The sequence below is a fragment of the Aeromonas sp. 30P genome, from assembly GCF_051919805.1.
GTDB classification, from domain to species: Bacteria; Pseudomonadota; Gammaproteobacteria; order Enterobacterales; family Aeromonadaceae; genus Aeromonas; species Aeromonas veronii.
Genome location: NZ_JBQBEA010000001.1, coordinates 1106047 through 1119341, shown reverse-complemented (window position 1 = coordinate 1119341; position 13295 = coordinate 1106047). Strand labels below are relative to the sequence as shown.

Here is a 13295-nt window from a genome sequence, read left to right as displayed (position 1 = left end):
CGAATTGGAATCAAACAAGATGAACAATAAGAAAAGCTTACTGGCCGGCCTGATTGGACTGGCCCTGCTGGCTGGCTGCAGTCAGGCACCGCAAGACTCCCCCAAACACTCCGGGCTGGCGCTGGCCAATATGGACACCCAGGTCAAGCCCGGCGATGACTTCTTCCGCTACGTCAATGGCAAGTGGCTCGCCACCGCCAAGATCCCCGACGATCGCCCCGCCGATGGCGCCTTCTACATGCTGCGGGACAAATCCCTCGCCGATGTGCGGGTGCTGGTCGAGGGGCTGGCCAAGCAGGAGGCCGCCACCGGCACGCCGACCCAGCAGATCCGCGATCTCTACGCCAGCTATCTGGATCAGGCAGGCCGTGACGCCAAGGGGCTCACCCCGCTGGCACCGGCGCTGGCCGACATCGATCGGATCGGTGATCAGGCCGCGCTGGCCCGTGCCTTTGCCCAGTCGGGCCGCATGGGCGGCGGCGCGCCGTTTGGCATCTGGATCGACGCCGATGCCAAGTCCCCCGACCGCTATGCGGTCTACCTCTATCAGGGGGGATTGGGGCTGCCGGATCGGGACTACTACCTCAAGCAGGATCCCGAGAGTCAGGCCCTGCGCCAGAAGTACCAGCAGCATATCGCCGCCATGCTGAGCCGCCTCGGGGAATCTGACCCGAGCGGCAAGGCCAAACGGATTCTGGCCCTCGAAACCCGGCTCGCCACCATCCAGTGGGACAACGTCGCCCTGCGGGATCGGGAGAAGAACTACAACAAGCGCCCCGCCAGTGAACTGGCACGGCTCGCCCCTCATCTCGACTGGCAGGCTTATCTCAATGCCGCGGGCATTGCTGGCCAGCCGGAGCTCATCATCGGTCAGCCGACCTATCTGAGCGCGCTGGATCAGGTGATGGCCCAGACCCCCATCGCCGACTGGCAGGCCTACCTCAAGTGGCAACTGCTGACCGACTACGCACCCTATCTCGACAGCGAGACCGATCGCGCCAACTTCGCCTTCTACGGCACCACCCTGAGCGGCACGCCCAAGCAGCGCGCCAGCTGGGAACGGGCGCTCGGGGTGCTGAACGATCATCTGGGTGAAGCGGTCGGCCAGCTCTATGTGGCCCGCTACTTCCCGCCAGCGGCCAAGGAGCGGATGGAGCAGCTGGTGGAGAACCTGCGCACCGCCTACGGCCAGAGCATCAAGGAACTCGACTGGATGTCGCCCGAGACCAAGGCGCAGGCACTCGAGAAGCTGGCCAAGTTCCGCCCCAAGATCGGCTACCCCGACAAGTGGAAGGATTACAGCGCCATCACCATCAAACCGGATGATCTGGTGGGCAACCTGCAACGCTCGCAAGCCTTTGAATATGCAGACAGTCTGGCGCGCCTCGGCAAGCCGGTCGACCGGGACGAGTGGCACATGTCGCCGCAAACGGTGAACGCCTACTACAACCCGAGCAACAACGAGATCGTCTTCCCGGCGGCCATATTGCAGCCCCCCTTCTTCGACATGACGGCGGATGATGCGGTCAACTACGGCGCCATCGGCGGGGTCATTGGCCACGAGATGGGCCACGGTTTTGATGATCAGGGGGCCAAATCCGACGGTGACGGCATGATGCGCGACTGGTGGACACCGCAAGATCTCAAGGAGTTCCGCTTCCGCACCAGCCGTCTGGTGGCCCAGTACAACCGCTTCGAACCCATCAACGGCCAGTTCGTCAACGGCCAGTTTACCTTGGGGGAAAACATCGGCGATCTCGGCGGTCTCACCATCGCCCACAAGGCCTACGAGCTGTCGCTCGATGGCAAGGAGGCGCCGGTGCTGGATGGCTTCACCGGCGAACAGCGCTTCTTCCTCGGCTGGGCGCAGGTGTGGAAGGGGATGTATCGCCCAGAGCTGATGCAAATGCTGCTGCGCTCCGACCCCCACTCGCCCCCCGAGTACCGGGTCAACGGCGTGGTGCCGAACATTCCCGCCTTCTACGAGGCATTCAACATCCAGCCGGGGGACAAGCTCTATCTGCCGCCCCAGAAGCGGGTGAAGATCTGGTAGCAACATCACGGCGGGCTCCCCGGGAGCCCGCACTCAACAGACAGCAAGAGGTTGCAAGATGAGCAGAGCATTGATGATGGCAGGGCTGCTGACCCTGCCGCTGGCGGCACAAGCACAAGCCGAAGAGGGATTTAGCAAGCAACTGACCCTCCCCTCCGGGCAGGTGATCCGGGTGGAGCAGGGGGCCGGTGAGCCCGCCTCCATCGGCAGCTATGACGTGCGGCTCTATTCGGGCCAGAACGCCCAGTTTCCACTGGATGAGTTTCAGGATGGCAAGGTGATGGCTCGCAACGGCTTTATCCGGGAGCTGAAACTGGTCGATTTGAATGGCGACAAGCAGCCCGAGCTGGTGGTCATCATCGAGAGCGCTGGCAGCGGCAGCTATCAGGATGCCGATGCCTACACCGTCAGCCCGCAAGGGGAGCTGGAGATCTTCAATCAGGTCAAGGAGCTGGAGCCCAAAGAGGATGTGGTCAAGGCGCTCAAAAGCCCGCAGGACTAAGCCCTCTTCTGGGATCTGATATGTAAAAAGCCCTGATGATCAGGGCTTTGTTGTTTCTGCTGTTGGCGTAACCAGCTCAGAGGCGGGTCGCCCGAATGGAGACCTGCGGCAGCGCCATCTCGTGCTGGGCCGCCACCAGTTGCAGCTCGTAAGCTCCCGCCAGCCAGGTGCGGGCCAGCACGGCATCAACGCTGGCGTTGGTAAGCTCGAACGCCGCTACCAGGGTACAACCGGCCAGCAGATTGGCCAGCATGGTGGCGCTCAGCAGATCCCCCACCCCGATGGGATGGCGGGCAAAAGGGTAGAGCGGGCGGGAGAGGTGAAAAGTCCCCTCCTCGCACACCAGCAACATCTCGAAGCGGTCCATGGCAAAGCCGGCCTTGCCCAGATGCTTGACCATCACCAGCTTGACCCCTTGCGCGCGCAGCTGCTGGCACGCCTCGATAGCCTCCGGCACATTGCGGATATCGCGGCCGGTGAGCTGTTCCAGCTCCAGCAGATTGGGGGCCAGTATATCGGCGCAGGCCAGTGCCCGGTTTTTCAGAAAATCGGCGACGCCGGGTGCCACTATGCACCCCTTGTCGGGGTGACCCATCACGGGGTCACAAAAATAGAGGGCGGTCGGATTGAGCGACTTGAGCCGGGCCACAGCAGCCAGGATCTCCTCCCCCTGTTCGGCCGAGCCGAGGTAGCCGCTCAGCAGCGCATCGCACTCGGCCAGCACGCCGATCTCCGCCAGGCCGTTTACCAGCTGACGGATATGACCGCCGGGCATCACCATCCCCTGCCAGCCTTCGCGGTATTGGGTGTGGTTGGAGAACTGCACCGTGTTCATCGGCCACACCTCGATCCCGAGGCGACGCATGGGAAAAACGGCGGCGCTGTTGCCGGCACAGCCAAAGACTACGTGGGATTGAATGGAGAGCACTCGCTTCATGATTGGCGACTCACGCAATAAGAACAGGAATTCCGGAGGGAAAAACGGGCCTTGCGGCCCGTTGTTGTCACTTTCGACTGTTGTCACTGTCGATTAACGCAGCACCTTGACGGTGTAGCTGCCATCGGCCTGACGATAGAGGCCGTGGATGTCGGTCTCGAAACCCGGGTAGTGGGCACCGATCTCGCACAGCATCTCGAGGAACTCGAGCACTGGCAGAGAATCCTGGGTCACCATCTCGCCCGGCAGTACCAGCGGAACTCCCGGCGGGTACGGCAGGATCATGTTGGCGCTGATGCGGTCAACCATGTCACGCAACGGCACCTCTTCCAGATTGCCCGCCAGCTCTTGCTGCCATGCAGCGTGCGGGGTCATCTTCATCTCCGGCAGCACGTCGAACGCCTTGAACATCAGCTCCGGCAGACGGTATTTGCAGGTCAGATCATGGATGCTCTGGGCCAGCTCCTGAATGCGCATCCCTTCGTAGAAGCTCGGATCTTCACGATAGAGGCTCGGCAGGATGTTCTTGATGGTCAGGTTCAGGTCGTAGCCACGCTTGAACTCGGTCAGGGCGCGCAGCAGCTGCATCGCCTTGGACTGATCGATACCGATGGAGAAGAGGAACAGCATGTTGTAAGGACCAGTCTTCTCGACCACGATGCCGCGCTCGTCCAGGAACTTGGAGACCAGAGAGGCAGGGATGCCCTTCTCCAGCAGCTGGCCGTCACGACCCATACCCGGGGTCAGCAGAGTGACCTTGATCGGATCCAGGTACATGTGGTTGTCATCGATGTCCTTGAAGCCGTGCCAGTCATCTTTCGGATCCAGCTTCCAGCACTCGACGGTGTCGATGTTGTCCGGCTGCCATACGTCGAAGAACCAGCCTTCGCTCTGATCACGCAGACGCTTGATCTCTTTGCGGAAGGAGATGGCGCGATCGATGGAGTCCTTGATCAGACGCTTGCCGGTGTTGCCACGCATCATGGCAGCGGAGATCTCGGTCGATGCCACGATGCCGTACTGCGGCGAGGTGGAGGTGTGCATCATGAAGGCTTCGTTGAAGGTCTCTTCCTCCACGTCACCCTTGATGTGGATCATCGAGGCCTGGGAGAAGGCTGCCAGCAGCTTGTGGGTGGACTGGGTTTCATAGAACACCTTGCCCGGCATCGCTTCGCCACTCATGCCGCACTTGCCTTCATAGATCGGGCTGAAGTTGGTGTAAGGCACCCAGGCACTGTCGAAGTGGATGTAAGGGGTATCCAGACTCTCCTTGATGAAGCCGGTGTTGTAGAGCAGGCCATCATAGGTGGAGTTGGTGACGACGGCGTAACGGGGAGCCTGGGCACCCGGTGTCGCGGCGACCTTGGCAGCGATGGTGTCGCGGCTGAATTCGCTCTGCGGGATACCACCCAGAATGCCGTAGGCGTTGCGGGTCGGACGGAAGTAGATCGGGGTCACGTCGTTCATCATCATCAGGTGAGTGAGCGACTTGTGGCAGTTGCGGTCAACCAGCACTGTGCTGCCGGCCGGCGCGGAGAACATGCCGACGATCTTGTTGGCAGTGGAGGTGCCGTTGGTGACGATATAGGAGCGATCGGCGTTGAAGGTACGGGCGATGTACTCTTCGGCTTCCTTGTGCGGACCTGAGTGATCCAGCAGGGAGCCCAGCTCCGGCATGGAGATGGATACGTCAGCCTTGAACGCGTTCGGGCCGTAGAAGTCATAGAAGATGCTGCCGGCCGGGCTCATCTGGAAGGCGGTACCGCCCATGTGACCCGGAGTACAGAAGGTGTATTTACCCTCTTCCACGTACTTGAACAGCGCCTTGGTAAACGGCGGCAGGATGGCATCCTGATACTCCTGAGTGGCCTGACCCATCTTGAGGGCGATGTCGTCAGCCATGCCGAGACGGTACTCGAAGAAATGCACGTTCAGACGCAGGTCGGTCAGGTGAATATCCAGGGTGGATTGGTCGTTGGCGAAGGCGAAGATCGGCAGCTTCTCGTTGCGATCGTGGATCTCCTTGCACAGGCCCAGAGAGTATTTGTCCCAGTCGAAGATGGCGCCGCAAACACGGGGGTTCTTCTCGATCAGTTTCAGCAAGTCGGCCACATCGACCGGATAAACGACCTCGAAACCCTTGCGCTCGAGGGAGGCTTGCAGCTGGCGAATGGGTTCTTCTTTAAAGAAAACGCCCAGGTGGTTGAGGATGGCAATGATATTCATCGTAATGCTCCACACGTAAAGGGGCGCTCTCCATCAGGGATGGTGAGTGAAGAGCGCTCGGAAGATAAAAGGGGGAATTAGTTGCTGGGTTGTTCGCTCAGCAGGGCGTCGTGCTGACGCAGACCCTGTTTTTTGGCGTAGAACATCAGGATGATGAGCGACACCACGAAGGTAGCGGTGAGGTTGGAACCCTTGGCACCCATCAGGGCCACCAGACAGAAGACACAGGCAACACCGGAGAAGATCATCGCGCCGATGCTGCGGGAGGTCATGCCCTCGAAGCGGATCAGGTTAATGCTGGAGTAGAAGTAGGGCAGCATGGTCAGCAGCACCGCATCTGTGGTCAGCACATTGAAGAGATCGGCAGCGTGAGCGGACTGGGAAGTGAAGGCGGTCAGGCCAACCATCAGGGCAGTCATCTTGAGGGAGCCCAGGATCAGACCCTTCTTGGCCACGCCGTTCTTGTCCACTTCACCGTAGATTTTCGGGAAGTTGCCGTCGTTGGCGGCACGCTTGCCCGCTTCGCCCACCAGCATCATCCAGGAGCCCAGCGAGGTGAAGCAGGCCAGGGCGGTGAAGGCAGAGACGAAAGGTGCAGACCAGCTACCGAAGATGGCGGAAGAGGCCATGGCAAACGGGGCGCCGGAGGCAGCCACTTCACCGGCCGGGAACATGCCGCTGATCACCTGGGTAGAGAGGATGTAGATAACACCGGCGATACCGGTACCCAGCATGGTAGCGAGCGGTACGGTGCGCTTGGGATTCTTCACCATGCCGGAAGAGACGGCGGCAGATTCAACACCGACGAAGGACCAGAGGCAGATCAGCACGGCGCTGATGACCGCATGCAGGTCGCTGCCGCTGGTGGTGTTCCAGTTCTGGCTGTAGACGGTGGCATCAAAATGACCCCAGCCCATCACCGCAGTACCGACAACCGGCAGCAGGATCAGCACCAGACCCAGGGTACAGAGTCGGCTCACCCAGCTACCGCCAAGCAGGTTGACGAAGGTGAAGATCCAGACGGCAGCGATGGTGGCTGCGGCGGCCGGAATTGGGCTATTGAGAATGGGGAAGAAGACCGAGAGGTAGGAGACGCCGGTAATGGCGATGGCCAGGTTACCGATCCAGTTGGCGTGGTAATAAAGCACACCGGTCTGGAAACCGAACACCGGAGAGATCTCGCCAGCGTAAGCAATGGGGCCACCCTCTTGCGGGTTCTTGGTAGCAAGGCGGGCGAAGACAAAGGCGAGGCCCATGGCGCCTACCAGACAGATTGCCCAGCTAAAGACAGAGATGGAGCCGATGGTGGCCAGTGCCGAAGGCAGCAGCGCGATGCCACTCCCCATCATGTTGCCGGCCACCACACCTGTACAGGCGATAAGGCCAATCTTCTTGCTCGTATCTAGGGACATAAGATCTCCGGTTCTATAAAAGGTCGGGTCGTCACATACACATTTGGCGGAACGCCCCGCCAAAGAATGGGCACAGACTAGGCCTCTCATCCCCGGAAAACATAAAGACCAGCTAACGGATAAAAATATGAGGCAACTTTTTTCGCCGCCTCGTCACTTTTGATAAAAAACATTTAAAAACAGTAAATTGACATCACATCACACAGCCGTCTTGATAAAACCTTGATATCCGGCCAACCCGTTTTTGCCCCTTGATAACCCCTTTATCTCGCCGTCTTGATATTTTTGGCCAGATAAACCCGGGATAAAGCAGCTCCCATTGCGCCCCCCTGCCCTTGCGGCCATTTGGAAGCCCTGCTGATCATCACCCTGAGTGGCCGCTCACCTCCTGCTTTCCCCTCCGCTCGGCTCATCACAATCCAGTCTCAGAGGTAAAGCGCAACGGCGATAACCGGTCAGCAATGAGAAATGGGTCGTGACGGACAGCTTATCCCGCCGCCAACAATGAGCAGATGTCACAAGCTGCACACGGTGCAAAGCCGGGCAGAATGCCGCGTGCAAGACAAAGGCAAGTGGGGATAGTGGGGAGCTGCGGGGGATAAATCATGACTCACCAGAGCGACTATCCCCGGTGGCAAAGAAGCAGGATTGAGACAAGCAGAAACCGCACAGGCCGCCCGAAGGCAGCCTGTGGATGGGGTCGGCAACCGCACCGACCGGGGGAAAACCAACACTGCGGTGTTAGAAGAGCTTCACCTTGCTCTGACCCAGCGCATTGAACAGAGCCGGGGTGAGGCTCTCCATATTGCTGTAGAAACCGAGCTGCTGGCAGAGCAGATAGGTCTGCTCGGTCGCCTCCATCAGGAAGGCCTGACTGTAGGCATCACCCGCCGCCTCGGGGCGACCATCCAGCTCCGCCAGCTTGCCCTGCAGTATGTAGTAGAGCACCGAGCGGCCGCGACTCGCAGCCTTCTCCAGCAGATAGTTGGCCTGTTGTTGCTGCCCGTTGAGGATCGCCTGCAGGGTCAACGCCTCCCACACCCGAGCAGGGAGAGCACCGCTGTTTTGCACCACGCTGGCGAGATGAGTGCCAATCCCCTGCAGCCGCTCGCTCTCGGATTTGCCCGCCAGGGTGGCCAACGCCTCGCCAGCCAGATAGCGCTCCGCCAACAGCAGCGGCTGATCCGGATGGGCAATCAGCGCCTGCTCCAGCAGATCGATGCCCCGCTTGAGGGCGACCGGATCCCGGCTGTTGATGTAGTACTGCGCCTCCATCATCGCCATCAGGGAGGCATCATCGGTCGGCCAGCCCATCCCCGGCTCGGCATCGGGTTGGTCGAGGGCACGCAGCAGATCCTGGCTGCTGGCCTGCAACACACCGTGCACACTGTGGCGACTGAGCTGGTACTGATGGCTGAACAGCACCCGGTTGGTATTGATATTGCGATACTCCAGATCGAGATAGGTGCCACGGGGCTGGCGGGTAACCCGCACACTCAGCTCCTTGCCGGGCATGATGCCCCCCATCAGAGTGGTAGCACCGTACTGCACCCGCAGCGGCGTAGCCACGGCCACCTCCCCCATCAGGGCTCGGGTAATGCCATCGGCGAGGCGCACGTTCTCGTTGTTGTCATCCATGCCGGAGTGGAAGCGGAACACCAGCAGGTTGGGATCCAGCATGGCGTGTACCTGGGGGCTGGTGTGCTGGTAGCTGAGCATGCTGACAATGGCGATCAGCACGATGGCAACGAAGATATCGAAACTCACCATCTTCCAGCGGCTGCGAGCATCCTTGGCATGGGTGGAGATGGCGCGGGTCAGGGGCCCGGCGGGAAAAGGGGCGACATTGGGCTGTGCATCATCATCCTGATCAGCCGCGGGCGGGCTCAGATCGGAGAGAGTCGGGTTGTCGGAGAGAGCGGTATTGATCGCGGGCGCGGGCTGCTCGTCCGCCATCACCACGGAAACCACCTGCAGCGGCCGTACCGGCGCAACCAGCTTGTAGCCACGCTTGGGTACGGTGACGATATAGTCGGTCGCATCGGTGCGACCATCTTTGAGGATCTTGCGCAGTTCGAAGATGGACTGGGTCACCACCTGATCGGTCACCTCGGCGCCATCCCACACCTCGTTGATCAGGACATCGCGGCCAAAGACGGTGCCGGCATTGTGGGCCAGAAACCGCAACAGATTGACCAGTCTGGGTTCGAGGTAGACCTCGCGGTCGGGGCGACACAACATGTTGTCGTCAACGCTCAGGGTCCAGTCGTGGATCTCAAAAACCGATTCGCTCATGATTCACTCGCTGCAGATGGTGACAATGCACGATGAGAGAGACGCAAAACCCGGGCTGACTGAACGGAACAAGGCGCTATCACCACAGGTGACAGATAAAAAGAGAACCGAAGCAATCACATCTCTGAGAGTCAGTCTGGCCAGGCCATCCTGTTTACGTCTGAAGGGCATCCTTGCGGGCATTCCGACCACCGGGATCGGAAGGGATCACTTTAAGCAAAACGGGAGCTGGATCCCACTTTTTTTGGCTATAAATCGCCGTTGAGTTGATCCGACACCGCACTTTTCGGCAAATAGCGTGCCAACTAGTATTCATATGAACATCCCATATGCCGGAATCAAAAAGCCCTGAACATCAGGGCTTTCTCATTTCTTCGACAATCGGGGAGACGTTACTTCGCTACCGGGAGCGCATCATGCTGACGACTGCGGCGCAGATGACGCCGCCACAACGAGAAGCCGCCATAGCCAAGACTGAGCACCACCGCATAGAGCACCTGAGTGGCGAGCGCCACCAGCACCAGAGCGCAGAGCAGCACGCTCACCCCCGCCAGCCCCTTGCCCACCCCGCCGAGCAGGCGCCAGCCCGCCGCCATGCAGAGCAGGTAGACCAGCACGAAATTGCCGTTGGCGTAGCGGATCAGCTCATCAAGGGGCAGTCGCAGCCAGATGATCAGGGTGATGCAGAGCAGACAGATAGCGAGCACCAGAGTGAGCGCCCGCAGCGGCGCGCCGCGCGCGGTGAGCACGGCCAGCGAAGGGGGCAACTTGCCTTCCCGCGCCATGCTCCAGATCAGCCGGGCAAAGCCCTGAATGTAGATATTGATGCTGGCAAAGCAGGAGAGGTAGCCGAGCACCGCCACCAGCCACTTGGCAGTGGGGCCAAACAGCAGCGCCAGCAGGGAGGGAATGGCGGTGGCGTTTTTCGCCTCATCGCCGTAGAGGCCATATTTGAGCACCACCAGCGAGTGTACCCAGTAGATGAGCCCCGCCAGCAGTACCCCACCGAGCAGGGCGATGGGGTAGTCCCGCTCCGGCCACTTGAACTCCTCACCCATATGGGCGAAGGCTTCCAGCCCGACGAAACACCAGAACATCACCGCCAGCGCCGTAGCCATGGCGGGCCACTCGTCCGCGCTCGGCAGCGGCCGGGCCGCATCGCGCCAGCTCACCTCTCCCTTGAACCAGATCAGCAGGGTGAGCCCCAGAATAGCCAGAGCTATCAACAGTTGCAGGTTGCCGGAGGAGCGCGCCCCGCGCAGCCCCAGCAGGAATACCCCGAGCAGGGTCAGCAGCTGGATGGCCCAGAGGGTCCACTCCCCCATCTCGAACAGGGCGTGCCAGAAACCGGCGGCAATCATCAGGGCGGCTGGCAGCCCCACCGGCAGCACCGCCAGAAACAGGAAGGCGGAGAAGCGCTCGGCGCCGTTGCCAAAAGCGAGGCCGATCAGGTGCGGCGCGCCGCCCGCATGGGGATAGCGACGGCCGAGGTGAGCGAAGGTAAAGGCGATAGGCAGCACCAGCGCAATCAGCAGCAACCAGGCCCAGAGCGAGGCCCCACCCGCCAGCGAGGCGGCAGTCGCCGGTACCACGAAGATCCCGGTGCCGAGCAGCGAGGTGGCGAGCAGCCCCATCCCCTGCCAGAGCCCGAGATCCTTTTTCAACCCAGACATATCCTTTTGTCCTGACTAAAAAAACATCCCGCCATGTTAGGCCTGCCCCGCCCCTTTGTTAAGCACGGCAGCGAGAATATGCAGCCCTTTATTCGAGCTCGGACTCAGCTTGCAGGGATTCGGCCAGAAAATCCCCCAGCAGGGTGATTTTGAGCACCTGCCGCCGCGCCGCCGGATAGATGAAGTAAAGGATCTTGGCCGGGCTCTGATAGCGACCAAGCAGCGACAGCAGACGCCCCGCGGCGATATGGTCACGCACCTGTTCGGCTGGCTGCAAGGTGATGCCAGCCCCCGATAGCGCAGCCGTCAACAAGGCTGGCCAGTGATTGATGCGCAGGCGCGAGGCGACCCGCACCTCCTCGCTCTGGCCATCCTCCCCGACAAACTGCCAACGCTCGTGTTCCCCCCAGTTGCCGTGCAGGCACTGGTGGCGGGCGAGATCGGCCGGATGACGGGGTACGCCGTGGCGATTGAGGTAGTCGGGGGCCGCGCAGAGGCGGTAGTGCTGGGTCAGCAGCGGACGGGCGATCAGCGCCTCATCCTGCGGGCGCAGGGTGCGGATGGCGGCGTCGAACCCCTCCTCCACCAGATCGACCCAGCGCGGGGTGAGCTGCAGATCCAGATCCAGCTTGGGGTAGCGGTCGAGAAAAGCGGGCAGCAGCGGCACCAGCCGGTGGTGGCCAAAGCTGAGGGGGGCGGCGATGCGCAGCCGTCCGGCCGGCTCGGCCAGCAGATTCTGGGTGAGCGACTCGGTCAGTGCCATCTCCTCCTGTACCCGCTGGCAGCGAGCCAAAAACAGCTGGCCCAGCTCGGTGAGAGTCTGCTGGCGGGTGGTCTTGTGAAACAGCTTGCCCCCCAGCCACTGCTCCAGTCCCAGCACATGCTTGCCCACCATCTGGGCGCTGATCCCCTCTTCGCTCGCCACCGCGCTGTAGGAGCCGAGATCCACCACCCGGGTGAAGATACGCATGCTGGTCAATCGGTCCACAACCCCTCCTCTGACCTTTATTCAAGGCGATTTGGCCCGCGACAAGGACCCTGATTCACAACCAAAAGTTTAGTAAGAAATGGATTTTAGCCAATTTATTCAACTTTTAGTTACCAATACAGTGATGCTATCCCTCCCCCACAGGATAAATCCCCATGAAAAGTACCTATCTGGCCGCATTACTGGTCGGTCTGCTGGCCAGCGGCGCCAGTCAGGCTGCCGAGAGCAGCTTTATCAGCAACCACGATCAGGCCCCGGCCTCAGCAACTCAAGCCCGGCCCGATATTTTTCGGGTCAGCCTGCTCGGCACCGGCACTCCGGTGCCCCAGATCAGCCGGGGCGGTTACAGCACCCTGGTCGAAGCGGGCAACCAGAAGCTGGTGTTCGATTTTGGCCGCAACTCCGCCACTCGCCTGTGGCAGCTGCATATCCCCATCGGCCGGGTCAACACCTTCTTCCTCACTCACTTTCACTCCGACCACACCAACGGGCTGGCGGATCTCTGGCTGACCGGCTGGCTGCAACCGGCCTATGGCCAGCGCCACGCGCCGATGGAACTCTACGGCCCCAAAGGCACCACAGCTCTCGCCCGTGGCTTGCAGCAGGCCTACGCCACCGACATCGCCACCCGGGTCAAGGATGAGGGAACGCCGCTGGACGGGGTGGAGATCAACAGCCACGAGGTTACCGCCGGGGTGGTCTACGACCAGGACGGAGTCAAGGTAACCGCCTTTGACAACGACCACGGGGTCAACATCAAGCCGTCATTCGGCTATCGCATCGACTATCACGGCCACAGCGTGGTGCTCTCCGGCGATACCCGCTACAGCCCCGAAGTGGTGAAGCAGGCCAAAGGGGCCGACCTGCTGGTGCACTGCGTCTCCATGACCTCTGCCGAACAGATGAAGGCCAACCCCGGCTACAAGGCGATCGCCGGTCACCTCGCCTCCCCCGAGCAGGCGGCCCGGGTAATGAACGAAGCCAAACCGGCGCTGACCGTGTTCAGCCATATCGGCCTCAACGGCAAGATCAGGGTCAAAGATCTGGCGCAGGATCTGCGCGCCCGCTACACGGGCCCCTTCGTCATCGGCAACGACCTGATGCAGATTGATCTGCCCACCACGGCCTCCGGCAAGGGCTATGCCCTCTGGCAGTCGGAGAATATCGACAATAAATAGATGGCACGGATGCCGGTCAGCCATGGCCGGC

The 13295-nt window shown here is 61.0% G+C and carries 9 protein-coding genes; 3 read left to right on the top strand and 6 right to left on the bottom strand.

Features of this window, described 5'->3' with window-relative positions:
- The first annotated feature begins 19 nt into the window (after positions 1–19).
- Complete coding sequence (locus tag ACTG2B_RS05350; RefSeq protein ID WP_236301710.1) at positions 20–2053, top strand: M13 family metallopeptidase; 2034 nt, start codon at positions 20–22, stop codon at positions 2051–2053.
- 58 nt (positions 2054–2111) lie between these two features.
- Positions 2112–2555: a PliI family lysozyme inhibitor of I-type lysozyme gene (locus tag ACTG2B_RS05345; protein WP_421304630.1), complete on the top strand. Its 444-nt coding sequence runs from the start codon at positions 2112–2114 to the stop codon at positions 2553–2555.
- A 76-nt stretch (positions 2556–2631) separates the two neighbouring features.
- On the opposite strand, the gene pdxY is transcribed toward ACTG2B_RS05345, so the two are convergent.
- From pdxY to ACTG2B_RS05315, 6 genes are all read right to left on the bottom strand, one after another.
- Positions 2632–3492: a pyridoxal kinase PdxY gene (pdxY, locus tag ACTG2B_RS05340; RefSeq protein ID WP_439995311.1), complete on the bottom strand. Its 861-nt coding sequence runs from the start codon at positions 3490–3492 to the stop codon at positions 2632–2634.
- Positions 3493–3585: 93 nt separating this feature from the next.
- The gene (locus ACTG2B_RS05335) at positions 3586–5718 is read right to left on the bottom strand and encodes a lysine decarboxylase CadA (RefSeq protein WP_042079860.1); all 2133 of its coding nucleotides are present in this window, start codon (positions 5716–5718) and stop codon (positions 3586–3588) included.
- 77 nt (positions 5719–5795) lie between these two features.
- Positions 5796–7130, bottom strand: coding sequence for a cadaverine/lysine antiporter (gene cadB / locus ACTG2B_RS05330; RefSeq protein ID WP_005338486.1), 1335 nt, complete (start codon positions 7128–7130; stop codon positions 5796–5798).
- Between the two features lie 741 nt (positions 7131–7871).
- Positions 7872–9425: a lysine decarboxylation/transport transcriptional activator CadC gene (cadC, locus tag ACTG2B_RS05325; protein WP_429215677.1), complete on the bottom strand. Its 1554-nt coding sequence runs from the start codon at positions 9423–9425 to the stop codon at positions 7872–7874.
- A gap of 392 nt (positions 9426–9817) precedes the next feature.
- Complete coding sequence (yjeH, locus tag ACTG2B_RS05320) at positions 9818–11098, bottom strand: L-methionine/branched-chain amino acid transporter (RefSeq protein WP_439995310.1); 1281 nt, start codon at positions 11096–11098, stop codon at positions 9818–9820.
- An 88-nt stretch (positions 11099–11186) separates the two neighbouring features.
- Positions 11187–12086: a LysR family transcriptional regulator gene (locus tag ACTG2B_RS05315; protein WP_439995309.1), complete on the bottom strand. Its 900-nt coding sequence runs from the start codon at positions 12084–12086 to the stop codon at positions 11187–11189.
- A gap of 155 nt (positions 12087–12241) precedes the next feature.
- Here ACTG2B_RS05315 and ACTG2B_RS05310 point away from each other — a divergent pair, with 155 nt between their 5' ends.
- Entirely contained in the window at positions 12242–13264 is a 1023-nt protein-coding gene (locus tag ACTG2B_RS05310) for an MBL fold metallo-hydrolase (protein WP_439995308.1), read from the top strand.
- The last annotated feature ends 31 nt before the right edge of the window (positions 13265–13295 follow it).